The organism is Xanthobacter sp. YC-JY1 (genome assembly GCF_021730305.1).
GTDB lineage: Bacteria > Pseudomonadota > Alphaproteobacteria > Rhizobiales > Xanthobacteraceae > Xanthobacter > Xanthobacter flavus.
Window position 1 is genome coordinate 1,401,803 of record NZ_CP032674.1, and the last position, 24,594, is coordinate 1,426,396.

20 protein-coding genes are annotated in these 24,594 nt (G+C 69.4%); 3 read left to right on the plus strand and 17 right to left on the minus strand.

Features of this window, described 5'->3' with window-relative positions:
- Nucleotides 1-3: 3 nt before the first annotated feature.
- Genes D7006_RS06570 through phnG form a run of 3 tightly spaced genes read right to left on the minus strand, consistent with a single transcriptional unit; the run spans nt 4 to nt 2,327 of the window.
- A complete protein-coding gene (locus D7006_RS06570) occupies nt 4-1,200 on the minus strand; it encodes a carbon-phosphorus lyase complex subunit PhnI (RefSeq protein ID WP_237355997.1) in 1,197 nt (398 codons plus the stop codon).
- 3 nt (nt 1,201-1,203) lie between these two features.
- A complete protein-coding gene (gene phnH / locus D7006_RS06575) occupies nt 1,204-1,830 on the minus strand; it encodes a phosphonate C-P lyase system protein PhnH (protein WP_237355998.1) in 627 nt (208 codons plus the stop codon).
- A complete protein-coding gene (gene phnG / locus D7006_RS06580; RefSeq protein ID WP_371745052.1) occupies nt 1,830-2,327 on the minus strand; it encodes a phosphonate C-P lyase system protein PhnG in 498 nt (165 codons plus the stop codon). Before phnG ends, phnH begins: the two co-directional genes overlap by 1 nt.
- Nucleotides 2,328-2,472: 145 nt before the next feature.
- On the opposite strand from phnG, the gene phnF reads away from it, so the two are divergent.
- Both phnF and D7006_RS06590 read left to right on the plus strand, forming a co-directional pair.
- On the plus strand, nt 2,473-3,273 hold the full coding sequence (gene phnF / locus D7006_RS06585; protein ID WP_371745053.1) for a phosphonate metabolism transcriptional regulator PhnF: 801 nt from the start codon (nt 2,473-2,475) through the stop codon (nt 3,271-3,273).
- Between the two features lie 63 nt (nt 3,274-3,336).
- Complete coding sequence (locus D7006_RS06590; RefSeq protein WP_237355999.1) at nt 3,337-3,978, plus strand: pyridoxamine 5'-phosphate oxidase family protein; 642 nt, start codon at nt 3,337-3,339, stop codon at nt 3,976-3,978.
- A 27-nt stretch (nt 3,979-4,005) separates the two neighbouring features.
- On the opposite strand, the gene phnE (D7006_RS06595) is transcribed toward D7006_RS06590, so the two are convergent.
- The 7 genes from phnE (D7006_RS06595) to D7006_RS06625 form a co-directional block, all read right to left on the minus strand.
- Complete coding sequence (gene phnE / locus D7006_RS06595) at nt 4,006-4,866, minus strand: phosphonate ABC transporter, permease protein PhnE (RefSeq protein ID WP_237356000.1); 861 nt, start codon at nt 4,864-4,866, stop codon at nt 4,006-4,008.
- The gene (gene phnE, locus D7006_RS06600; protein ID WP_237356001.1) at nt 4,863-5,747 is read right to left on the minus strand and encodes a phosphonate ABC transporter, permease protein PhnE; all 885 of its coding nucleotides are present in this window, start codon (nt 5,745-5,747) and stop codon (nt 4,863-4,865) included. Before phnE (D7006_RS06600) ends, phnE (D7006_RS06595) begins: the two co-directional genes overlap by 4 nt.
- 245 nt (nt 5,748-5,992) lie before the next feature.
- The gene (gene phnD, locus D7006_RS06605; protein WP_237356002.1) at nt 5,993-6,901 is read right to left on the minus strand and encodes a phosphonate ABC transporter substrate-binding protein; all 909 of its coding nucleotides are present in this window, start codon (nt 6,899-6,901) and stop codon (nt 5,993-5,995) included.
- 86 nt (nt 6,902-6,987) lie between these two features.
- Complete coding sequence (gene phnC, locus D7006_RS06610; protein WP_169122537.1) at nt 6,988-7,800, minus strand: phosphonate ABC transporter ATP-binding protein; 813 nt, start codon at nt 7,798-7,800, stop codon at nt 6,988-6,990.
- A 741-nt stretch (nt 7,801-8,541) separates the two neighbouring features.
- The gene (locus tag D7006_RS06615) at nt 8,542-9,801 is read right to left on the minus strand and encodes an amidase (RefSeq protein WP_237356869.1); all 1,260 of its coding nucleotides are present in this window, start codon (nt 9,799-9,801) and stop codon (nt 8,542-8,544) included.
- Nucleotides 9,802-10,031: 230 nt separating this feature from the next.
- Nucleotides 10,032-11,306: a serine hydroxymethyltransferase gene (glyA, locus tag D7006_RS06620; RefSeq protein WP_237356003.1), complete on the minus strand. Its 1,275-nt coding sequence runs from the start codon at nt 11,304-11,306 to the stop codon at nt 10,032-10,034.
- A gap of 152 nt (nt 11,307-11,458) precedes the next feature.
- Nucleotides 11,459-12,805 (minus strand): L-serine ammonia-lyase, encoded by a 1,347-nt coding sequence (locus tag D7006_RS06625; protein WP_237356004.1) that lies wholly within the window; start codon nt 12,803-12,805, stop codon nt 11,459-11,461.
- A 151-nt stretch (nt 12,806-12,956) separates the two neighbouring features.
- On the opposite strand from D7006_RS06625, the gene D7006_RS06630 reads away from it, so the two are divergent.
- Nucleotides 12,957-14,006: a GlxA family transcriptional regulator gene (locus D7006_RS06630; protein ID WP_229645404.1), complete on the plus strand. Its 1,050-nt coding sequence runs from the start codon at nt 12,957-12,959 to the stop codon at nt 14,004-14,006.
- Nucleotides 14,007-14,040: 34 nt separating this feature from the next.
- On the opposite strand, the gene D7006_RS06635 is transcribed toward D7006_RS06630, so the two are convergent.
- From D7006_RS06635 to D7006_RS06665, 7 genes are all read right to left on the minus strand, one after another.
- Nucleotides 14,041-16,308 carry a fibronectin type III domain-containing protein gene (locus D7006_RS06635; protein WP_237356005.1) on the minus strand — a complete coding sequence of 756 codons (2,268 nt, stop codon included), beginning with the start codon at nt 16,306-16,308 and terminating at the stop codon, nt 14,041-14,043.
- Between the two features lie 232 nt (nt 16,309-16,540).
- The gene (locus D7006_RS06640) at nt 16,541-18,586 is read right to left on the minus strand and encodes an NAD(+) synthase (protein WP_237356006.1); all 2,046 of its coding nucleotides are present in this window, start codon (nt 18,584-18,586) and stop codon (nt 16,541-16,543) included.
- Between the two features lie 147 nt (nt 18,587-18,733).
- Nucleotides 18,734-20,206 carry an FAD-dependent oxidoreductase gene (locus tag D7006_RS06645; protein WP_237356007.1) on the minus strand — a complete coding sequence of 491 codons (1,473 nt, stop codon included), beginning with the start codon at nt 20,204-20,206 and terminating at the stop codon, nt 18,734-18,736.
- 24 nt (nt 20,207-20,230) lie between these two features.
- Nucleotides 20,231-21,472 (minus strand): acyl-CoA dehydrogenase family protein, encoded by a 1,242-nt coding sequence (locus tag D7006_RS06650; protein ID WP_237356008.1) that lies wholly within the window; start codon nt 21,470-21,472, stop codon nt 20,231-20,233.
- 31 nt (nt 21,473-21,503) lie between these two features.
- A complete protein-coding gene (locus tag D7006_RS06655; RefSeq protein WP_237356009.1) occupies nt 21,504-22,856 on the minus strand; it encodes an LLM class flavin-dependent oxidoreductase in 1,353 nt (450 codons plus the stop codon).
- A gap of 176 nt (nt 22,857-23,032) precedes the next feature.
- Nucleotides 23,033-24,088 (minus strand): aldo/keto reductase, encoded by a 1,056-nt coding sequence (locus tag D7006_RS06660; RefSeq protein WP_237356010.1) that lies wholly within the window; start codon nt 24,086-24,088, stop codon nt 23,033-23,035.
- 60 nt (nt 24,089-24,148) lie between these two features.
- Nucleotides 24,149-24,493 (minus strand): DUF3088 domain-containing protein, encoded by a 345-nt coding sequence (locus tag D7006_RS06665; RefSeq protein WP_237356011.1) that lies wholly within the window; start codon nt 24,491-24,493, stop codon nt 24,149-24,151.
- Between the last annotated feature and the right edge of the window lie 101 nt (nt 24,494-24,594).

The window sequence follows — 24,594 nt, forward strand, 5'->3', positions numbered from 1 at the left end:
CGTTCATTCGGCGGCCTCCTTCATGTCCTCGGTGCCGGGGGCTGTCTCGGCCTCCGCGCGCATGCGGCGGATGAGGTCGAGTTCGGCCTGGAAGTCCACGTAGTGGGGCAGCTTCAGGTGCTCCACGAAGCCGGTGGCCTGCACGTTGTCGCAATGGGAGAGGACGAATTCCTCGTCCTGCGCCGGGGCGCTCTTTTCCTCGCCCAGTTCCTTGAAGCGCAGCGCGCGGTCCACCAGCGCCATGGACATGGCCTTGCGCTCGGATTGGCCGAAGACGAGGCCATAGCCGCGGGTGAACTGGGGTGGCTCGGTGGCCGAGCCCTTGAACTGGTTCACGCTCTGGCACTCGGTGACGGAGATGTCGCCGAGCGGCACGGCAAAGCCCAGCTCTTCCACAGGAAGGCTCACCTCCACCGTGCCGAAGCGGATTTCGCCCACGAAGGGATGGGTGCGGGCATAGCCGCGCTGGGTGGAATAGCCGAGCGCCAGCAAAAAGCCCTCGTCGCCCCGCGCTAGCGCCTGCAGGCGCAGCGGCCGGTCGGCGGGGAAGGAGAGGGGCTCGCGGGTGAGGTCGCGCGGCGGCGTGCCGTCATCGGCCGGGGAGGGCTCGATGAGACCCTCGCCGCCGAGGAGATCGGTGACCCGGGGCATGGGGGTTTCCCCCCTCTCCCCTTGCGGGAGAGGGGCCGGGGGTGAGGGGTGTGATCCATCCGTGGGAACAGCGCCAAACTCCCGGCCCTCCTCCCCCTCACCCCAGCCCTCTCCCGCAAGGGGAGAGGGGGCGCCTTCGGCCTTGGTCGCCAGCCGCTCGTCCATCAGGCGGTGCGTGTAGTCGAAGGTGGGACCGAGCACCTGCCCGCCAGGCAGGTCCTTGAAGGTGGCGGAGATGCGCCGTTCGATGCGCATGGCCCCCGTATCCACCGGCACCGAGGCGCCGAAGCGGGGCAAGGTGGTGCGGAAGGCGCGGGCGAGGAAGATCGCCTCGATCAGGTCGCCCCGCGCCTGCTTGATGGCGAGGGCCGCCAGCTCCCGGTCATAGAGCGAGCCCTCGGCCATCACCCGGTCCACGGCGAGGGAGAGCTGGCCGGCGATCTGGTCGAGCCCGATCTCCGGCACGCTTTCCTCGCCGCGCCGCTTCTTGGCGAGCAGCGCGTGGGCATTGCGGATGGCGGCCTCGCCGCCCTTCACGGCCACGTACATGGATCAGTCCTCCATCACGGGCTTCACCGAGCGCGGCAGGCCCATCACGGCCCCAAGTCCGTCAGGCCCTTGCGCGGTGAGGATGAGGTCGATACCGAGCGGATAGAGCGCGCGGTTCGCGGCGAGCCGGGCGGGCAGGTCGGCGGGCAGCGGCGCGGCGGAGAAGCCGCGATGGCCCTTGATGCCGGGGCCTGCGAGGACGAGGGCACCGGCGCCCAGCTCCTGAACCTGCACGATCAGCGTCGCCGAGCGGTCCGGATAGTCCGGCTCGCCCTGCGCGAAGGCGCCGAAGTCGGGCAGCGCCGCGCCATCCGCGATCAGCGCGAAGCGGGCGGCGGCGGGGTCGTCCACCACCGGCGCGCCGGTGTGGAAGCGCAGGAAGGCGGCCACCGCCGGCGCAGCGGAGAGTGCCGCGTCGAGGAACACCGGCGTTTCATAGTCCAGCAAGGCGAGAGCGCAGGCGGCGGCCTCGCGGGAGAGCGGCGCGGGCGGGTCGAGGTCGCTCGCCAGCGGCACGGCAAGGCCCGGCTCGGCCATGGCGCGCATCACCGCGGCAAAGCTGCGCTGGGCGTCGTGCACCGGATCGGCGAAGCCGGCGGCGAGGGGCGCCGCGAAAGCGGGGACGGCCATCAGTCCTCTCCCCGCGCCATGGTGAAGAAATTGACCTTGGTGGCCTCCGTCTCCTCCGCCGCGATCGCCGCTTCCACGGCGAGGCGCCGGCGCACGGGGGTGAGTGCGTCGGTGACGGCGAGGCGCAGCGCCGAGTCCTGCCAAAGTGCATCGAGGATGGCGGCGGCCTCCGCCTTCGCCGGGTCGCGGCCGAGCAGATAGGAGACCCCGGTGGCGCCGCCCGCGAGCTGCACGGCGGCGCGCGTCACGGTCGCCTCGCCCAGGTTGAACGGGGCGCCGTCGCCGCCGGTGCGGCCCTGCACCATGATGAGGCCGGCCTCGGCCGGGCGCAGCTTCTTGAGCTGGGGCAGCGGCTGGAAGCGCTCCACGGCGGCCTGAAGCTCGGCGCGGGTGGCGCGGGCATAAAGACCCATCATGACCTCCCGCGCCGTCTGCTCCGCGGCGGGGTCGGCAACGGCGGCGATTTGTGGCTCGGTGCGGGGCGGTTCGGACCTCACGGGCGGCCTCCAGATGTCCCTGACCCTGGCGCAAACGCTGCCGCGGGGCCTTGCTGGACATGATTTGTATAATAGTCTATACAAATGCGCAAGAAGGTATCTGCGCCCTTGGCGATTTCCCGGGGGCGGACGTGGGGAGGCAGGAATGTCTGGTGCGCCGCGCAGTCTCGCCGCCGACGGTCACAGCCCGATGACGGAGGACGACATTGGCGCCGCACCCGCCGGCTCCGTCGCGCGGGGCAGCGGCGTCACCCTCTGGCGGCAGATCGCCGAGAAGCTCGAGGCCGAGATCCTCGCGGGCGCGCTCGCGCCTGGCGTGCGGCTGCCGGTGGAGGCGGACTTGGCCGAGCGGTTCGGCGTCAATCGCCACACGTTGCGCCGCGCGCTCTCCCATCTCTCCGAGGCCGGGCTGATCGAGGCGACGGCGGGCCGGGGCACCTTCGTGAAGGAGCCGCCGCTGCGCTATCCCATCGGCCCGCGCACCCGCTTCTCCGAGATCGTGGCGGCGGGCGGGCGCGAGCCCTCCGGCCGGTTCCGCGGCTCCACGGTGGAGGCGGCGGATGCGGACGTGGCGCGCGAGCTGCAGCTCGCCATCGGCACGCCGGTGCTGCGCATCGAGACCACCCACGAGGCGGACGGCGTGCCCATTTCCTGCGGCTCGGCCTGGTTTCCTGCCGCCCGCTGCCGCGACCTCGATCTCATCTATGAAGCCACCGGATCGCTGACGCGGGCGTTGGCGACGCTGGGCATCGAGGATTTCCGACGGCGCGAGACCCGCATCACCGCCCGCCCCGCCAATCCGCGCGAGATGGACATTCTCTCCCTCGCCCCCGGCCGCGCCGTGATGGTGCTGGAGCGCCTCGACGTGGAGGCCAACGGCACGCCCCTGCAATGGGGCCGCTCCTCCTTCGCGGCGGACCGGGTCCAGCTGGTTTTCAAGCCCTAGGTGCTTGCGTCAGCCAAATCTTCTGCGCGAAAAATCAGGTAGCCCCGAAGGAGATACCGTTCCATGGCCGTTGTCGCCGATGAAGCCGCCCTGCGTCGTCTCTATGGCTCCGCCGCGGGGCGCAGCGTCGCCAAGCAGCTGGACCGGCTGGACCATCACTGCCGGCACTTCATCTCGCTGAGCCCGTTCGTGCTCATCGCCACGGCCGATGCCTCCGGCGCCGCCGATGTCTCGCCGCGCGGCGATGTGCCCGGCTTCGTCGCGGCGCGCGAGCGGGAGCTGCTCATTCCCGACCGGCCCGGCAACAACCGGCTGGATTCCCTCACCAACATCCTCACCACCGGGCAGGTGGGCCTGCTCTTCCTCATTCCCGGCGTCGACGAGACCCTGCGGGTGAACGGCAATGCCTTCATCCATGACGACGAGGAGCTGACGCGCCTCTTCACCGTCGCCGGCAAGGCGCCCCGCACGGTGTTGCGGGTGGAGGTGAAGGAGGCCTATCTGCACTGCGCCAAGGCCTTCATGCGCTCGCGCCTGTGGGAGCCGGAGGCGCAGGTGGAGCGGTCCGCCCTGCCCACCATGGGCGAGATGCTGCGCGACCAGATCGCAAGCAAGGACGAAGCCAGCGCCACCTTGTCCTTCGCCACCGAGGCGCCGGAGAGCCAGGAGCAGATGGTCGCGCGTTATCGGGAGATTCTGTACTGAGGGCGGCGCCCCTCACCCGAAGCGCGGTCACCCCATGCGGGATTTGCCGATGATGGCGAAGCGCAGGCGGGAGGAGATGAAGTCGATCACCGCCACCATGATGAGCATCATCAGGATGAGGAACGACACCTTCTGCCACTCCAGCACGCGGATCTGCTCGGCCAGGTGAAGGCCGAGGCCGCCCGCGCCCACGATGCCGACGATGGTGGACTGGCGGGCGTTCGATTCGAAGTAATAGAGCAGCTGGCTCGCCAGCACCGGCAGCACCTGCGGCAGCATGCCGAAGCGCACCGCCTCCAGGGGCGAGCCGCCGGTGGAGACGACGCCCTCCACGGGCTTCCGGTCCAGCGCCTCTACGGCCTCCGAGAACAACTTGCCCAGCTCGGCGAAGCTCGCGGTGGCGATGGCGAGGATGCCGGCGAACGGGCCGAGGCCCACCACCGTCACATAGATCAGCGCCCAGATCAGCCGGTCCACGCCGCGCACGGTGTCCAGCACGCGGCGCACGGCAAAATGGGCGAAGATGTTGGGAATGACGTTCTTCGCCGCGAGGAAGCCGAAGGGGAAGGCGATGACGGCGCCGCCCAGCGTGCCCAGGAAGGCGATGGCCAGCGTCTCGCCCAAAGCGTGCATGTAGAGCGGCAACTGCGTGCCGGGATCGGGCGGCATCATCAGCGTGACGAAGTGCGCGAGCTGCGCGATGCCGGAGCCCAACCGGCTGAAGTTGAAACCGAGCTGCCAGAAGCCGAAGGCGGCGAGGCCGGCGAGCACCGCGATAACCGCGCCGGTGCGCACCCGCGTGCCGGCCGGCGGCGAGACGAGGTGCGGATGGGCGGCGGCAAGGCGCGCGCGCTCAGCGCCCGAGAGATGGATGCGGGCGCGGCTCATCGCTGTGCTCCGAAGCCGAGCAGGCGGTGGCGCACCTTCTCGGTGACGAGATCGATGATCATCACCGCCGCGATGATGAGGAGGAGGATGGCGGAGACGTCGGAATAATAGAACTTGCGGATCGCCTCCACGAGGTCCTGCCCGATGCCGCCAGCGCCGACGAAGCCCATGATGGAAGCTTCGCGCACATTGATCTCGAAGCGCAGCAGGCCGTAGGAGGCGAAATTGGAGAGCACCTGCGGCACCACGGCGAAACGCACGGTGGTGAGCCAGGAGGCGCCGGAGGCGGTGGCGCCCTCCACCGGCTTCATGTCGATATTTTCTACCACCTCGGCGAACAATTTGCCGAGCGCGCCCATGGTGTGGATCGCCAGCGCCAGCACGCCCGGCAGCGGGCCGAGGCCGAAGGCGACCACGAAGAGCAGGGCGAACACCAGCTCCGGCACGGTGCGGCAGAATTCCAGGAAGCGCCGCGCGGCGAGGCGGATGAAGGGGCTCTTCACCAGATTGGCGCTGGCGAGGAAGCACAGGCAGAAGCCGCCGATGGCGCCGATGAGCGTGCCGAGATAGGCGATCATGATGGTATCGACCAGCAGCTTCAGCCAGTGGTCGAGATTCCAGTACCACTCGGAAAGATCAGCGCCGAGCGTGTCCCAGTGCAGGACCGGCGTGATGCTCCAGAAATAGTTGGGCAGCCGGTCGGCATGGGCGAAGAAGACGGAGGGCTTCACCTCGCCCATCCATGCGGCGAGGACGATGCACACGGCAATCACGCCGAACACGATCAGCGTATGCCGCCGCCGCGCCCGCACCGCCGCATCATAATGCGCGATCAGCGGGGCGATCTGCTCGTCGGGTAGCCGGGTGATGGCGTGGGACACGTGGGCTCTGCCTGTTCCTTCCCTCCGCCCTTGCGGGAGAGAGGCCGGGGTAAGGGGGGCGTCTAGACGCAGGATGCGATGGGCGCCGTCCGCGCCTTAGGAGCCGCCGTCATGGCCGGGCTTGTCCCGGCCATCCACGTCCCGCGGCCGGGAAGCCACCGCGGAACATCGCGCATGCGGCTCGACGTGGATGCCCGGGACAAGCCCGGGCATGACGCGCATTTCTTCGCCGGGGGGCGTCAGTCTCAGTTCTTCTTCTTGCGCAGGTCGTCGACGAACTTGTTCAGCTCGATGATCTGCACATAGGCCTCGTTGTCGATGGGCTGCCAGGGCTGCTGCTTGCCTTCATAGATCTTGTCGAAGGCTCCCTTGTCGTTCTGCTGGATCGAGAAGAAGGCGTCGCGGATCTTCGCCTTCAGGTCGGAGGGCATGTCCGAGAGATAGGCGTAGGGCGAGTTCACGATCAGGTCGGACTTGTAGATGATGCGGAAGTCGTCGTACTTCGCCATCCCCTTGCGCTCCATGCGCTTGAGGTTGGATTCCTGCTCGTCGTTCCACCAGTTGAAGGCGGCGTCGCAGGTGCCCTGCTGCACGGCGATGACGGCGTTCTCGTGCGAGCCGGCATAGACCACCTTGCCGAAAAACTCGTCGGGCTTGAGGCCCATCTTGTTCAGGGCGAAGCGCGGCACGTTGTTGCCGGAGGTGGAGTTGGGATCGACCAGGCAGAGGTTCTTGCCCTTCAGGTCCTCGATGGACTTGTAGGGGCTGTCGGCCTTCACATAGAGCACCGAATGATAGCCCTTGGTGCCGTCGAGGTTCACCTCGATGGCGAAGGCATCGATCTTGGCGCCGGTCATCAGGGCGCGGGCGAAGGAGGAGGGGCCGTAGGAGGCGATGTGGATGTTGCCGGCGCGCTGGCCCTCGATCACCGCGGCATAGTCGTTGGCGATGCGGAGCGTCACCTTGGTGCCGAGCTGCTTGGACAGGTAGTCCATGAGCGGCTGGAAGCGCTCGGTCACGCCCGAGGCGTTCTCGGCCGGGATGATGGCGAACACCAGCTCGGGATACTTCGCCTTCCAGTCCTGCGCGGCGGCAGCGCCGGCGGACATCACGAGCGCGGCGGCGGCCGCGATCAGGCTACGACGGTTCAGCATGTCTCGTGCTCCTGTCGGACGAAATCGAAATTGGGCAAGCAAGGTCGGCCGGCCCGCGGTCGCGGGTCGGCGCGGAAGGCACGCGCTCAGGCGAGCGCGGCCGCTTCGGGGATGCCGTCGTTGGCGGCGACGGGACGCCGCGCGGGCATGTCCATCACCTCGCCGGCCTCCAGGCCGTAGAGATCGTGCGCCACCTGCTCGGTCAGCGCCGCGGGCGCGCCGTCGAACACCACGCGGCCCTGCGCCATGCCCACGAGGCGGTCGCAATAGGTGCGGGCGAGGTCGAGCGAGTGCAGGTTGCACAGCACGGTGATGCCGAAGTGCTTGTTGATGCGCAGCAGCGCATCCATCACGATCTTGGTGTTGCGGGGATCGAGCGAGGCGATGGGCTCGTCGGCGAGGATCAGCGCCGGCTCCTGCGCCAGTGCGCGGGCGATGGCGACGCGCTGCTGCTGGCCGCCGGAAAGGCTGTCGGCGCGCTGGGCGGCGAGGGGGGCGATGTCGAACTGGTCGAGGGCGGAGAGGGCGATGGCCCGGTCATCCGCGCTCCAGCTCTTGGTGAGCGCGCGCCAGGCGGGAACGGTGGCGAGGCGGCCCATGAGCACGTTGGTCAGCACGTCCAGGCGGCCGACCAGATTGAACTGCTGAAAGATCATCGCCGCCTCGGCGCGCCACTGGCGCAGCGCTCGGCCCTTGAGGGCGGTGACGTCCCGCCCGTCGAAGGAGATGCGGCCGGAAGAGGGGTCCTGCAGGCGGTTGACCATGCGCAGCAGGGTGGACTTGCCGGCCCCGGATCGGCCGATCACGCCCACGAAGGCGCCCTGGCCGATGGCGAGGTTCACGTTGGATACGGCCTCCTTGTCGCCGAAGCGTCGGGTGAGGCCCTCGATCACCAGCATCCGGAGGCTCCCAGAGCACGCGCCGGCCCGCTTGCAGTGCAAGCCGGCCGGACAGCGCGGTCTCGATCACTGGCCGGCGGAGAATCGATCGGCCTGAGCCGAAACGATCCACACCAGCGCGTCGGCCTTTCGATAGCGCGGCTCCACAACACCCATGTGACGATCCCGCGCCGCGCTTCTGCGTTGGGTCGGGCGGCGCCGGCGGGGGTTGGGTCGATGGTCGCGGCATCGCCGTGTGACAGGCGGTTTGTGACGGCGATGGGCGTCCTGCGCCGTGCGGTGTCAACGCCCTGTCATGATGGGCAGGCAAAAGACGGCGGTATCCGGAGGCGCGACTGCCCGTGTTGCCGGACTCAGAAACGAACGGCGCCGGGGAGGTTGGCTCCCCGGCGCCTTCGATCGACCGGACCCCGGTTATTGCTGTTCTCGGGTCCCAAGAGGGCGGTGGCGGGTCCTGACCTCAGACCAGACCGAGCAGCACAGCGCCAACGAAGCCGAAGGCCGCGCACGTCTCGATCACGGTGAGGAGATGGCCGAATGTCACCTTTTGCCTCGCAGGGTCGATCTTGAGAGAACCTTAACAAACTCTCAGACTGCGAAAAGAGGTAAGTTGTGCTGCATCGCCGCTGCAAAGTGTTGCAGCGCATGACTTTATTCGGCAGGGCGGGGGCCAAGTCGAGCCCCCTTCTACGCTTTCCCTTCCGCTGCGGCGCACGGTCGGTCGCGGTGGAATACTGCATATCAAGCGGTAATGGCGGCTTCCACGAGGTTGGCGACGGCCAGCGCCTGCCGATCGCGCCCGAAACGCCCCACCACCTGCACCCCCACGGGCATGCCGTTGGCGGCGGATAGGCCGGCCACGTTGATCGCCGGGCAGCCCATGAGCGTCCACAGCCGGTTGAAGATGGCCGAGCCGGTGGAGGCGAAGCCTTCCGGTGCGTGGCCGGGGGCGGAGAAGGTGAGGATGGCGTCCACCTCCGCGAACACATCCCCCAGCGCATGCCGCGCCCGCTTGGCGGTGCGTCGCGCGCCGTCATAGAGATCGGGCGGAATGGCGCGCGCGGCTTCAAGATGGCTGCGCAGCAGGGGCGAGAGGCGGTCGCCGTCATAGGTGAGCTCGTCGCCCAAGGCGAGCGCGGCCTCGAAATCCTGCACCGTGCCGTGGATGGCGTCGGCCGCCTCCAGCGCCTCGGGCAATTCCAGATCGAAGATGCGGGCGCCCCTCGCCTCGGCGGCACGGGCGGCGGCGTCCAGCGCGGCGTGGGCGTCGGGAGAGGCGACGCTGGCACGGGCGGTGCGCACGATGGCGATGCGGGGCGCCTGAGCGGTCTCGTCCCCGATGTCGAGGCCGCGGCCGGCGATGGCATCGGCGGCGAAGGCCACGTCGCGCACCCGCGCGCCGAACAGGCCAACCGTGTCGAGATGCCAGGAGAAGGTCTTCATGCCCAACGTCGGCAGCAGGCGGAAGGTGGGCTTGTAGCCGGTGACGCCGCAGAAGGCGGCCGGGCGGATCACCGAGCCGCCGGTCTGGGTGCCGAGCGCCAGCGGCAGCATCCCTGCCGCCACCGCCGCCGCCGACCCCGCCGACGAGCCGCCGGGCGAGAAGGTGAGGCGGCGCGGATTGCGGGTGCGCGTGGGCTGGAGGAAAGCGAATTCGGTGGTCTCGGTCTTCCCCACGACAAGGCCGCCGGCCCGGCGGGTCATGGCCACAACCGGCGCGTCGGTGCGCGGGCGATAGCCGGCATAGATGGGGCTGCCGTAGGCGGTGGGCATGTCGCGGGTGTCGAGGATGTCCTTCACCCCCACCGGCAGGCCGGCCAGCGGCGTCGCGGCGAGGCCGGGCGCGCGGGCGGCGGCGCGGGCCGAATCGAGATCGAGCGTCACGAAGGCCCCGACCGCGCCCTCGTGCTCGGCGATGGCGGCGGCGACCTGTTCGAGCACGGCTTCAGGCGTGGTGCGGCCGGAACGGATATCGGCGGCAAGATCTCGGGCGGAAAGCAGGCTCATGCGCTCACTCTGCGGCATCCATGGGCGGCCACCATGCGCAACCCCCGCCGCCGACGCAATGGCGGGGCGAGGGCGCTCCACGGCTGCTCCGTCTTCCTGTTCGGGAGGGCGGGGTGAGGGGGGCGCCGAAACGGGACGAGGCGGCGCTTCCGGAAAAGCCCGCCCCCCTCACCCCCGGCCCCTCTCCCGCAAGGGGAGAGGGGAGGAGGGCGGTGCCTCGCTCCTCACATCCCCGCATACAGCGGGAAGCGGGTGCAGATGTCGCGCACGGTGGCGCGCGCCGCGACTTCGGCCTTGCCGTTGGCCTCGGCGCCGTTCGCCGCGAGGCCGGTGAGCACGTCGGCGATCAGGTCGGCCACCGTCTCGAACTCGGCGACACCGAAGCCGCGCGTGGTGGCGGCGGGGGTGCCGAGGCGGATGCCGGACGTCACGGCCGGCTTCTCGGGATCGAAGGGAATGCCGTTCTTGTTGCAGGTCAGGCCGGCCCGCTCCAGCGCGGCTTCCGCCGCCTTGCCGGTGACGCCGAAGGGACGCAGGTCCACCAGCACCATATGGCTGTCGGTGCCGCCGGAGACGATGGCCGCGCCGCGCCGCGACAGCCGACCCGCCAGCGCCCGGGCATTTGCGACCACCTGCGCGGCATAGGTGCGGAACTCCGGAGTCAGCGCCTCGCCGAACGCCACCGCCTTGGCGGCGATCACATGCATCAGCGGCCCGCCCTGCAGGCCGGGAAAGACAGCCGAATTGAGCTTCTTCGCGAGCGCCTCGTCATTGGTGAGGATCAGGCCGCCGCGCGGGCCGCGCAGGGTCTTGTGGGTGGTGGTGGTCACCACATGGGCGTGGGGGAAGGGGGAAGGGTAGGCCCCGGCGGCGATGAGCCCCGCATAGTGGGCGGCATCCACCATCAGCAGCGCGCCCACCTGATCGGCGATGGCGCGGAAGCGGGCGAAATCGATGATGCGCGGATAGGACGAGCCGCCGGCGATGATGAGCTTCGGCCGGTGCTCCAGCGCCAGGCGCTCTACCGCATCATAGTCGATCAAGGCGGTGTCCGGCGCGACGCCGTAGCCGATGGCGTTGAACCACTTGCCGGAGAGGGTGGGCGGCGCGCCGTGGGTGAGGTGGCCGCCGGCCGCCAGCGACATGCCGAGCAGGGTATCGCCGGGCTTGAGCGCCGCCATCAGCACGGCCGCATTGGCCTGCGCGCCCGAATGGGGCTGCACATTGGCAAAGCCCGCACCGAACAGCGCCTTGGCGCGGTCGATGGCGATCTCCTCCACCACGTCCACATGCTCGCAGCCGCCATAGTAGCGCTTGCCCGGCAGGCCCTCGGCATACTTGTTGGTGAGCACCGAGCCCTGGGCTCTCAGCACCGCCTCGGACACGATGTTCTCGGAGGCGATCAGCTCGATCTGGTCCTGCTGGCGCCGAAGCTCGGCACGGATGGCATCGAACACGGCGGTGTCGCCGGCCGGGGCGGAGGTGACGTGGAGAGTCATGGGCGGTTTCCTTGTTTGGGGTTATTCGGACAAAGTTTTCCCTCTCCCGTCGCGGGGAGACGGGGCGGGGATGAGGGGGCTTTCCCCGGTCTTCCGGGCGTCATGGCAAAGGGCGTGAGCACCCCTCTCCCGCACGGGAAGTGGGCGGCGCCTCAGCATTCCGGGACGTTCACCGCGAGACCTCCCTGCGAGGTCTCCTTGTATTTGGACTGCATGTCCGCCCCCGTCTGGCGCATGGTCTCGATGACCTGATCCAGCGAGACGAGGTGCACCCCGTCGCCCCGGAGCGCGAGGGAGGCGGCGGCGATGGCCTTGTTGGCGCCGAAGGCGTTGCGCTCGATGCAGGGGATCTGCACCAGCCCGCCGATGGGGTCGCACGTCATGCCGAGATGGTGCTCCATGGCGATCTCGGCGGCGTTCTCGATCTGCGCCGGGCTCGCCCCCAGAACTGAGGCGAGCCCCGCAGCGGCCATGGCGGCAGCCGAGCCCACCTCTCCCTGGCAGCCCACCTCCGCACCGGAGATGGAGGCGTTGCGCTTGATGAGCGCGCCCACTGCCGCGGCGGTGAGCAGGAAGTCGCGCAGCTGGGCGTGGGTGGTGTCGGGGCAGATGTCGCGCACATAGCGCAACAGCGCCGGCACGATGCCCGCCGCGCCATTGGTGGGGGCGGTGACGATGCGCCCGCCGGCGGCATTCTCCTCGTTCACCGCCATGGCGAAGACGGAGACCCAATCCATGATTTCGTGCGGCGGCCGGCGATTGGCGAGCCGGTCCGCCTCCAGCTGGTCGCGGATGGCCTTGGCCCGCCGGCGCACGCGCAGGCTGCCGGGCAGGGTGCCCTCCTGCGCGAGGCCGCGATCGATGGACGCGAACATGGCGGCGAGGATGGCATCCAGCCGTTCCTCAACCTCTTCCGCCGGACGCAGGGCGCATTCATTGGCCATCTGCAAGCCGGCGATGGTGAGGCCGGTGCGGGCGCAGGCGGAGAGCAGCTCGGATGCCGTGGCAAAGGGGTGGGGCACCTCCACCGGCTCCGGCTCGCGCGGCTCTCCCTCCGCCACCACGAAGCCGCCGCCGACGGAATAGAAGATCCGTTCATCGAGCAGCGCACCGTCCTCCGCCAAGGCGCGGAAGCGCATGGCGTTGGAATGCAGCGGCATCAGCGTGTCGAAATCGAAGATCAGGTCGGCCTCGGGATCGAACGCGATCCGCGCGCCATTGACCTCGATGGACTTGCGGATGAAGAGCCGGGCCACCAGCGCCGGTACGTCGTCCGGGTCCAAAGTCTCCGGCCGCGCGCCCATGAGGCCCAGCGCGATGGCCCGGTTGGAACCGTGGCCCTTGCCGGTCCAGGCGAGCGAGCCAAACAGCTCGGCGGTGATGCGGGCGGTTCGGGCCGGCAGCGCCTCCCGGAAGCGGCGCGCCGCCACCATCGGCCCCACGGTGTGGGACGAGGACGGCCCGATGCCGATCTTGAACAGGTCGAACACGCTGGTCATCCGTCTCCCTCCGGGAACGGCGCGATTATTCTATCGTTTTTTCAAATACTTGTCGCGCATCACTTGACCCGCCCCCAAGGCGGGGCGAAGCTTGATGATGCCTGCCGGCGGGGGCGCCCGCTCGACCCCGTGCGACTTTCGTCTGGAACAGATGCGACACGTCTCCACCGCCCGCCCCGCGCCGTCCGCCAAGCTCAGGGTGGGGTTCGTGCTGCTGCCCAATTTCACGCTGACGGCGTTTTCCAGCTTCGTGGACGTGCTGCGCCTTGCCGGCGACAAGGGCGACCGCTCCCGCCCCATCGACTGCTCCTGGCAGGTGATGAGCCCGCATCTGCGGCCGGCGCGCTCCTCCTGCGGCATCGACATCCAGCCCACCTCGGACCTGATGGACCCCAGGGGGTTCGACTATATCGTGGTGGTCGGCGGGCTGCTGCGCGGGGTGCCGGCGCGCAGCGATCCCGTGGGGGAGTATCTCAAGCGTGCGGCAGCGGCGGGCCTGCCCCTCATCGGCGTGTGCACCGGCTCGTTCCTCCTGTGCCGGCTGGGGCTCATGGCGCAGCGCAAATGCTGCGTGAGCTGGTATCACTACCGCGATTTCCTCGATGAGTTCCCCACCCTCGTGCCGGTGGCGGACCAGTTGTTCGTGGTGGATGGTGACCGCATCACCTGCTCGGGCGGCGCGGGCGTCGCGGACCTTGCCGCCCGCCTCGTCACCGAGCATCTCGGCGCCGCCACGGCCCAGAAGGCGCTGAACATCCTGCTCATCGACCGCCCCCGCGCGGCCGAGAGCGCCCAGCCCGCCCCGCGCCTCGCCGAGGGGACGGTGGATGATGCGCGCGTCTCGCGGGCACTGCTTCTCATGGAGCAGAACCTCGCGGAGCCGCTGGCCATCGCCGATATTGCGGACGCCCTCGGCGTCGGCGTGCGGCAGCTGGAACGGCTGTTCGCGGATCGCCTGCGCGAGAGCCCGCAGGAAAGCTATCTGGCGCTGCGCCTGCGCCATGCGCGCTGGATGCTCGCCAACACGCGCTTCTCCGCCGCCCGCATTGCCGCCGACCTCGGCTTTGCCGACGGCTCCCATTTCGGCCGTGCCTTCAAGGCCCGCTTCGGCGCCACCCCCGCCGCCTTCCGCCGCACGGTCGCCCCCCGCCCCGCCCGCAGTGAGGGCGATGGCGAAGGGCGGGTGTTCGAGACGCCGTAGGCGGTGTTCCGCGACGATCAGACCGTCGCCAGGATCACACCGTCGCGAAGATTTTGGCGAAGTCCCAGTCGTGCTGTGCCACGCCGCTGTTGTCGTAGGTCACGTGGCCCGGCGCATCGCCATGGTCGCGGCCGAGAGACCACATGGCCAGCGAGGCAATGTGGTCGTTGCCATCCGCGAAATCCACCAGCTGCTGGGCGTCCTGCAGGGTGAAGACCTCGCTCTGCACGTCGTTGATGCCCACCATGGGGGTGATGCCCACCTTGGCGTCGATGCCGAGGGCATGGAGCTGGGCGATGGTGGCCTCGGCGGCGTCGATGGCATCCTGCCCCATGTCGCCGGAATCGTGCGCCTCGCCGAAGTTCATCACCATGATGTTGACGGTGTCGATCTCGACGCCCGCGGCATGGGCCGCGGCGAGCAGGTCGAGGTCGTCCTGGGTGAGGCCCGTGGGTAGCACCGGCAGGGTGAAGGAGACGGAAAGGTCCGGATTGGCCGCCTCCAGCGCCGCCAAGGCTTCGTTGCGCAGGGTATTGGCGGCGGTGTTGGTGAGGGCATCGCCCTCGATGTCGAAGTCGAGGGAGGTGACGCCATAGGTGTCGATCACCGACTGGTAGGCGGCGGCAAGCGCCGTGGCGTCAGTGAAATAGAGCGCCGGCTCTTCCGCATGGCCGCCGCCGAAGGAGATAGTCAGGTCGACCCCGTTCGCCTGCAGCTGATCGACCATGGATGCGATGGAACTGCCGTCGGCGAGCGTGCCGTCGGCACCGAGGCCGGCCCAGCCGATCTGGTTGTCCCCGGTGCCGACCACGAAGGCGAGCGTGAGGGAGGTGATGCCGGCATCGGTCACCTGCTGCAGCAGGTCATCCGAACCGGACACCACGGACAGGTCCACATACGGCGAGAACACCTGCCCATCGGTCGCTTGGCTGCCCGCGGCATCGGTGGTGACGGAGAGCGGTGTCGAAGCCTGCGAGGCGCCGGCCTCGTCCAGGGCGACGATGCTGAAGCTGTAGGTGGTGTCGGCCGAAAGCCCCGACACCTTGAAGCTGCGCTCCGACGTGGTGCCGACCAGTGTGCCGTCCTCATAGATGGCATAGCCCGAGACGGTGCCCACCCCGAGCACGTCGGCCGCATCCCACGTGAGGGTGACGGAGCTGTCGGTGGTGGTGGCGGCGTGAAAATCGTCCGGCGCTTCGGCGACGACGGGGGTCAGGTCTGAATAGCCGATCCGGGTCCACACATGGCCGGAGCCGACGGCGCCGTTGTCGGTCTCGGGATTGCTGGCGAGGGTCCACCATTTGGCTTCATAGACCACATGGCCGACCGTCACCTGGTCGCCCGCCGTATAGACCGTGTCGGCGGACCAGTCCGGCGCCTCGATCACCTGGAGGTTGGTGTCCGTTCCGCTGCCGGCGTCTCCCGGCGTCTCGCCTTTCGCCTCGGCGATGGCCTCGGCCCAGGAGTCGGTCAGGAGGCTGGTCTTGGCGACGATATCGTCGGGGGAGAGGTCGGCGAGGGTGACGCCCTCGAGCGTGATGGTCTGCTGGTTGACGGCGAGGATGATGACCAGGGAGCCGTTCACCTCGGCGAGGGAGAAGTCCTGCGGCAGCAGCCAGCCGAAATCGAGCTTGTCCTGCGCCGGGTCGAAGTGGATGACCTGCTGCGTGTCCCACTGCCAGCCGACGCTGTAGGTGGTGCCCGCATCCGCGGCGGCCACCGAGGACCTCGCGGCAATCGAAGCGACGGCATGGTCGTCGGCCGCGTTGAGCGCGGCGCTCCATTCGGCGAGGAGGGCGCTGTCGTCGCCCTTGATGTTGGAGAGCGACAGGTCCGCGAGGCTGACGCCTTCAAGGATGTAGGTCTGCTGATACTTCGGCAGGAAGATCACCACCGAGCCGTTCGCCTCGGCGATGCCAATGTCGGATGCGGAAAGGCCGGCGAAATCGAGCACGTCGTGCTGGGGGTCGAACGCCAGGATCGTATCGGTGCCGCGCGCGATGGCGATGTCCACGGTTGTCCCGCCGGTGACGGTATGGACGGCCGGCAGCGCCGCGCTCCATTCGGTGAAGATGGAGGGGTCATTGCCGGTGATATTGGCGATGGAGAGATCCGCCAGCGTGACGCCTTCCAGCGTGTAGCTGTGGTTGTTGCCGGCGATGGAGATCACCACCGAGCCGTCGACCTCCGAGATGGTCACGTTGTCGGCGCTCATCCAACCGAAGTCGAGGATATCGGTTGCCGGGTCGAAATCGACGGTGTCGTGCGCGCCCCACGACCAGGTAATCGAGATGGTTGCCATGCGGCCCTCCCCGAGACGGCCCGCGAACCGAAGCGGGCAATCCCACGATAGCCCGGTGCGGTCTGGAATGAAGCTCAAAGTGAGCCCCAGCGCGCCATAAACTATTGAGGAGTCTCAACAAATTCATCGCAAAATGCGAAAACAACCAGCCTTGAAATGGGGCGCGCGTGTGCGCCCCGGTGCCTCAACTTGAGGGTGCGCGGGGGGCTGCGCCGCGGCCGGCGGGGATGTCTCAGGCTTCCGGCACGTTGCGCTCCAGCTCCGCCAGCCACAGGCCGGGGCCGCTGTCGGAGGGCTGGCGCCAGTCGCCGCGGGGGGAGAGGGAGCCGCCTGAGGAGATCTTCGGCCCGTTGGGGAGCGCCGAGCGCTTGAACTGGCTGGTGAAGAAGCGCGAGAGGAACACCCTCATCCATTTGCGGATTTCGGCGAGGTCGTAGGCCCGCTTCTCCCCCGCCGGGATGCCCTGCGGCCAGCGCCCCTTTTCGGCATCCGCCCAGGCGTGCTCCGAGAGGAAGGCGATCTTGGACGGCGGAAAGCCGTAGCGGGTCAAATAGAAGAGCGTGAAGTCCTGGAGCGGGTAGGGGCCGATGATGCTCTGGGTGGACTGGATGGTGCCGCCCTCGGTGGCCGGCACCAGCTCCGGCGAGATCTCGGTGGCGAGGATGGCGTGGAGGATGCTGGCCGTCTCTTCGCTCACGTCGCCGGAGGCGGCGACGAAGCGGATGAGGTGCTGGATGAGAGTCTTCGGCACGGAGGCGTTGACGTTGTAGTGGGACATCTGGTCCCCGACGCCATAGGTGCACCAGCCGAGCCCCAGCTCGGAGAGGTCGCCGGTGCCCACCACGAGACCGCGATGGTGGTTGGCGAGGCGGAAGAGATAGTCGGTCCGCAGGCCCGCCTGAACATTCTCGAAGGTGACGTCATAGGCCGCCCGGCCCTCCGCGAAGGGGTGGCCGAGATCGGCCAGCATCTGCCGCGCGGCGGGGCGGATGTCGATTTCCTCCGCGCTGACGCCGAGCGCGCGCATCAGCGCCCAGGCATTGCCCTTGGTCTCGTCGGAGGTGGCGAAGCCCGGCAGGGTATAGGCCAGCACGTTGGAGCGGGGATGGCCGCAGCGGTCCATGGCGCGCACGGCGACGATGAGCGCCTGCGTGGAATCAAGGCCGCCCGACACGCCGATGACCACCCGCGACATGCCGGTGGAGGCGAGGCGCTGGGCGAGGCCCTGCACCTGGATGTTGTAGGCCTCGTAGCAGTCTTCGCGCAGCCGCGCCGGATCGTTGGGCACGAAGGGGAAGCGCGCCACGTCGCGCTGAAGGCGCACGGGCTCGGCGGGCGGCTCGTAGGCGAAATGGGCGGTGCGGAAGGGCGGGGCGCGGTCGCGCTCCAGCCGCGCGCACTCCCCGAAGGTGTTGACCCGCATGCGCTCCTGCCGCAGGCGGCCGAGATCGATATCCGCCACCGCCATGGTGGCGCCGGGGGCGAAGCGCTCGGCCTCCGCGAGGGTGTCGCCATATTCGAAGATGGCGGCGTGGCCGTCCCAGGCGAGATCGGTGGTGGATTCCCCCGGCCCCGCCGCCGAATAGGCATAGGCGGCGATGCAGCGGGCGGATTGGCCGCCGCACAGCAGGCGGCGGGATTCCGCCTTGCCGATGGTGATGTTGCTGGCGGAGAGGTTCAGCAGCACTTCCGCCCCGGCGAGCGCGGCCCGCGTAGAGGGTGGCAGGGGCACCCACACGTCCTCGCAGATCTCCACATGGAAGGTGAAGGGCACCTCGCCTTCCGAGCGGAACAGCAGGTCGACGCCGAACGGCACCTCCGCCCCGCACAGTTCGATGAAGCCGTCATGCTCGTCGAGGCCGGGGGCGAAGTGGCGGCGCTCGTAGAACTCGCGATAATTGGGCGGGTAGCTCTTCGGCACCACGCCGAGGATGGCGCCGCCATGGATCACCACCGCCGTGTTGTAGAGCCGGCCCTGGTGCCGCAGCGGCGCGCCCACCGCCAGCACCGGCGAGAGATCCTGCGAGGCGGCGACCAGCGTCTCCAAAGCCGTTTCCACCGCGTCGAGCAGCGGTGTCTGGAAGAGCAGATCGTCGATGGCGTAGGAGGACAGGCCCAGCTCCGGGAAGAGCATCAAGGCGACGCCGTCCTCATGACCCTTCGCGGCCATTTCCAGCGTCTCGCGCACGGCGAAATCGGGGTCGGCCACGGCCGCGCGCGGCACGCAGGCGGCGATGCGCAGGAAATCGTGGCGGTAAAGGCAGCGGAAGTCTCGCATCTCGTCCCTGTCGTCCCGGATTCGTGCGGCGGGCAGGGCAGAGAATAGGGCGCGGGCCGGCGAATGCCAGCGAAAGGGCGTCGCTGCGGATGCCCCGCCCCGGCGCAATGGCCGGGGCGGCAGGGGATCAGAACCTGCGGCAGCGGCTCATTCGGCGGCGGCCAAAGCGTCGCCGGCGGCGAGGGCGCCGGCATAGAGGTCGCGCGGCAGGTCGTCGGTGCCCACCGGGGCGAGGAAGCGGGCGAGGTGCTTCGCGCGGTCGGCGACGAACAGGTCACGGCCGATGGCGGCCACCGCGCGCGGGATGTTGTGGCGCAGGCTCGCAATGTCGCCCACCGGGCGCCCGGTGCTGGTCATGGCCGAGAAGGCGAGGAAGTGGATGTCGGCGAGGAAGGGCGCGGCGCCCGGCTCGCGCTCCACCAGCTCGAAGGCCGGGCCGAGATAGGGTGCGCTGGCGAGCGCGGCGTCGGCCTCGTCCACCGCCACCTTGTCCGCCCAGCGGGCGATTGAGGGAGCGAAATCGGCGAAGGGCGGATAGAGGCGGGCGTCGGCCTGATAGCCGGTGCCGAGCAGGATGAAGTCGGCGTCGAAGGTCGCGCCCGAATTCAGCGTGATGCGCACGCCGTCCCCGTGGGGCGTGGCCGCGTTCCAGCCGGCGTCGAGGTGGATGCGGAAGTTGGCATGGGCCACCGCCCGCTTCACCGCCGCCGGTGGCGGGAAGGAGGCCCGGCGACGGAAATGGGCCATCACCGCCCAGCGGTCGGCATCGGGCAGCGCATGGAAATGCTCCCACGCCCCGAAGAAGCCGAAGGGCTTCATGGCCGAGCCGCGGGCGAGGTCCGCGCCGCGGGAGAACAGGTCCACCACCCCCGCGCCGGCCTCCAGCAGCGCGCCCGCCGCATCGAAGGCGGAGGCCGCCGAGCCGAGGATGGCGACGCGCCGGCCGGCAAGGGCCTTCGGGTCGAAGGCGTGGGTGTGGGCGTAAAGGTGGCCGGGCAGGCCGGCGACCACATCGGGAATGAAGGGGCCGCCCGAGCCGGCGATGCCGGTGGCGAGCACCAGCTTGCGGGTGGTCTCGGTGAAGGTCTTCCCTTCCGCCGTGAAGTGGAGCCGCAGCCCCCCTTCCTTTCGCCGCCCCTCCTGCGGCTCCACCCGCGCCAGGGTGACGCCATTGCGCACCTCGACGGCGGACGCCGAGCGGAACCACGCCACATAGTCCGCCCAGATTTCACGCGGCACGGTCGGCAGCGTGGCGTAGGCCTCGACCCCATAGGCCGCCTCGTACCAGGCCTGGAAGGAGAGGCTGGGCAGGCCCAGCTCCGGACCCGGCGGCACCTTGGGGGTGCGCAGGATGGTCATGCGCGCGGGGCCGCGCCAGATGCCTTCATGGCCGGCCGGCGCGGCATCGACGACACTGACGCGGCCGATGCCGGCGCGCCGGAGGCCGAAGGCGGCGGAAAGGCCGCTCTGGCCGGCGCCCACCACCACCACATTGTGGTCGATGCCCTCGGCCGGAGGCACCCAGTCCGTGCCGGTCTCGCCGATGCGGGCGAGATCGGCCTGAGCCTGTGCGGCAAGGCGGGCGAGGGCGTTGATGTCGGGGGTGGCGGGCGTGGTCATGGTCTTGTCCTGTTGCGGGAGCGGTCAGCCAGCCTTGGCGGCGATGCCGTCGCCGACGCGGTAGGGGCCGGGGGGCCAGGTGCCGTTCACCGCGAAGTCGCCGACGATGCGCTCGCGGTAGACGCGCGGATTGTGGGAGGAGAGGGTACGGGCGTTGCGCCAGTGGCGGTCGAGGCCCACGCCGCGCCGCGCCGAAGAGGCGCCCAGCGCGTCGAACAAATGGGAGGTGGCATCGAGGATGAGGGAGGTCACCACCGTGACGCCCTGGTTCACCTCGAGGTCCGCCACGGCCACCGAAAGGTCCTGCCCCTCGGATGTCTCCCGCTCGCGGGTGTCATAGGCCCGCTGCAGCGCCTCGGCCGCCTTCAGCACCACCGCGCCGGCCCCGTAGGCGCTGGCGCGCACCTTGCCAACGATCTGGAGGATCTGGGGATCGGCGCCCGCGCGGTCGGCATTGCCGTGGCTGAACACGCGCTTGCGCGCCGAGACGAGCCGCGCCACGTCGCCCGCCGCCGCGCGGCCGATGCCGGCGAGGGTAGCGAGGTGGACGAGCTGGTAGAAGGCGACCGAATAGCGGAAGCGCTTGCGCTGCGGATTGATGAGGTCGTCGGAGAGGGTGACGTTGTCGAACTTGGCCGTGCCGGAGGCGGTGAGCTGCTGGCCGAAGCCGTCCCAGTCGTCCACGATGCTCACGCCGGGCGCGCCGGTGGGCACCTGGGCGAGGATGAAATTGCCCTCCTCATCCTCGGCGCCGAGATTGATCCAGTCGGCGAACAGGGAGCCGGTGGTGTAGAATTTCTGGCCGTCGAGGCGCAGCCGGTCGCCGTCGCGCACGATGCGGGTGTTGAAGTGGCCGACCGCATTGTCCGCCCCCTCGGTGAAGCCGCTGCCCGAGGTCTGCTTGGCGGCGATGCGCTTCACCCAGCGGTCGCGATAGTCCTTGAAGGGCGAGTTCAGCACCTCCTCGGTGAAGCCGAAATGGGCGCGCAGCGCATTGGTGACGTTGCTGTCCGCCTCGGACAGCTCGATCAGCAGGTTGAACAGCTCGGGCAAGGTGGCGCCGAAGCCGCCTTCGTCCTTGGGCAGGCGCAGGGTGGTGAAGCCGGCCTCCTTCAGGGCGGCGATCTCGGCGCGGGGCAGGCGGTGGGTCTGCTCGCGCTCCACCGCGCTGTCGCGGATGTCGCGGAAGATGGGGCGGAACCGGCTGGCGAGTTCCTCGTACCGGTCGGTGGGGCCGGCGCCCCAGGCGTCTTCGATCTGGCTCATGGACGGATGGATCCTCGGGATGAAGGGTAGCTCAGCGGCCGGCGGCGACACGCGGCGCGGAGACCGCCGTGCCGGGGGCGAAGCGGCTGGCGGGGCGGGGCAGGCCGAAATGCTCCCGCAGCGTCCGGCCGGAATAATGGGTGCGGAACAGCCCGCGCTTGCGCAGCAGCGGCACCACGTGATCGACGAAGACTTCAAGGCCCTCGGGGAGCACGTCAGGCATCAGGTTGAAGCCGTCCACGGCGCCGGCGGTGAACCAGGCCTCGATGTCGTCGGCGATGGCCTCCGGCGTGCCGACGATGACGCGGTGGCCGGTGGAGCCGCCGAAGCGGCGGATGAGCTGGCGCACGGTGAGCTTCTCGCGGTCGGCCGCGCCCACCAAAGCGTCGAAGAAGGTCTGCATCCCATCCACCGGGCGCGCCACGTCAGGCAGCGGGCCGTCTAGGTCGAGGGAGGCGGGGTCCACCTTGAGGATGCCGGCGACGCGGCGCAGCCCGTAATCGCCGGGAGTGAGCGCCCACAATTCCTCCTCGCGGCGGCGCGCCTCGGCCTCGGTGGAGCCGATGATGGTGGCAAGGCCGGGCAGGATCACGATGTCGTCGCCGCTGCGGCCGAAGGTGCGGGCCTGGGTGCGCACCGAGCCCGAGAAGGCCAGCGCCTCTTCCAGCGTATGGGCGACGGAGAAAATGGCTTCCGCATGCCGCGCGGCGAGGCGGATGCCGTCCGCCGATCCGCCCGCCTGCACCAGCACCGGCCGGCCTTGCACCGAGCGCGGCACGTTGAGCGGCCCGCGCACCGAAAAGTGCCGGCCGCGATGCTCGATGGGGTGGACCTTGGCGGTGTCGATGAATCGGCCGGTGGCCTTGTCGCCGACGAAGGCGTCGTCCTCCCAGCTGTCCCACAGGGCCGTCACCACGTCGGCGAATTCGTCGGCCCGCTCGTAGCGATTGGCATGGGCCTCCAACTCGTCGGTGCCGAAATTGCGCGCGGCTGAGGCATCGGCGGTGGTGACGATGTTCCAGCCCACACGGCCATTGCTGGCGATGTCGAGGGAGGCGAAGCGGCGGGCGAGATTGTAGGGGTCGTTGAAGCTGGTGGAGGCGGTGCCGATCAGGCCCAGATGCTCGGTGGCGGCGGCGACGTGCGCCAGCACGATGGTCGGCTCCAGCGCCTGGAAGGGGCGCAGGTCCGGCCGGTCGGAGAAGGCCGGCACGTCGGCGAGGAAGATGGCGTCGAAGGTGCCGCGCTCGGCGATCTGGGCGACCTTCACATAATGGCCGATGTCGGCATAGGCGCGGGGATCGGACGACGGCGCACGCCAGGCCGAGCTGTAGAAGCCGGCATTGAGGGTGTTGACGTTCATGTGCAGCTGGCGTGGGGCCATGGCGTCTCTCCCGAAGGGCGGAGACCGGCCGGGGACTCACATTGGAAACGGGGCCGGCCAATCGGTGCCGGCTACTCTACGACCGTAAATAAGTTTGTCTATAAATTTAATAGAAATATCGTGCAGGCCGAGCCAGATGCACCGCCGGCCGCATCCGGGCCGGCGGCGCGGGCCGTTCAGGGCGCGGGGTTTCCGTGCAGTTGGTGCAGGGCGTCGATGCGGTCCTCGATCTCCGGCGTCAGGGTCACGTCGAGCGCGCCGAGATCCTCCTCCAGCTGCGCGAGGGTGGTGGCGCCGATGATGTTGGAGGTCACGAACGGCCGGCTGGTGACGAAGGCGAGGGCGAGCTGCGCCGGGCTCAGGCCCACCTCCCGCGCCAGCGCCACATAGGCGCGCACCGCCTCTTCCGTGCCGGGCTTCTCGTAGCGCTGGGCGCGGTTGAACAGCGTCTTGCGGGCGCCGGCGGGCAGGGCGCCGTCGAGATACTTGCCGGTGAGAAAGCCCTGCGCCAGCGGTGAATAGGCGAGCAGGCCCACGTCCTCGCGCTGGTGGAATTCGGCAAGGCCGGTCTCGTAGACGCGGTTCACGAGGTTGTAGGCGTTCTGCACCGAGACGACGCGCGGGCCGATGCCCTTTTCCGCCGCGGCGAGGAAGGCGGACAGGCCCCAGGCGGTCTCGTTGGAGAGGCCGATATGGCGCACCTTCCCGGCCTTCACCAGCGCATCGAGGGCCACCAGTGTCTCTTCGATCGCCACCTCCGGGCCGTCGCCGCCGCCCCGCGCGCGGGTGGTGGCGCGCTGGCCGAACAGGGGCACGGCGCGATCGGGCCAGTGGAGCTGGTAGAGGTCGATATAGTCGGTACCGAGGCGCTTCAGCGAGCCTTCGACGGCCTCGTTGATGTTCTTCGCATCGAGCCGTGTGGTGCTGCCGTCGGCGCGGAAATAGGTGGCGTCCGAGCGGCCCACCACCTTGGTGGCGATCACCACCTTGTCGCGGCCGCCGCGCGCCTTCAGCCAGGAGCCGATGATGCGCTCGGTGGCGCCCTGCGTCTCGGCCTTGGGCGGGATGGGATAGAGCTCGGCGGCGTCGATGAGATTGATGCCGCGGTCGCGGGCGACGTCGAGCTGGGCGTGGCCCTCGGCCTCGGTGTTCTGCTCGCCGAAGGTCATGGTGCCGAGCGCGATGGACGACACCGAGATGCCGGTGCGCCCGAGGGGGCGATAATCAAGCATGGGGAAATGGAAATCCGCAGGAGGGAACGGCGCGGAAGGTGACCGCGCCGGATGGGCGCGTCAATGCGGGAAGGGGACGCCGTGGCGCTCGGCGATCAGTTCCAGGATGCGGCGGGTGTCGGTGACGAAGCGGTAGGTGCCATAGGCCTGCGCATCCGCCGGGAGGGGCGCCGCGTCGCCGAGGATGAGGACGGGCAGGCCCTGATTGTCCGGCCCGAGCAGCGCCACCACCTCGGCCCGCGGCCGCAGGAAGGACACGCGCTTCACGGTGATGCGGCTGGCGAGGCCCGGACTGCTCGCGAGCACCCCCTCGATCTGGTTGCAGTCCGGGCAGAAGTAGCGCCGGCCGGGCTTCTGCGGATCGGTGAAACCGGGGGCGAGGAGGATGAGGAAGTCGCGGCTCATTGGGCGGCACTCATGGGTTGGGGCATCCGGGCTGATGAAAAAGGCGGGGCCGCGCGGGTGTCGCGCAGGCCCGGAAGGCGGGGAGGAAGAGAAAGACGGGA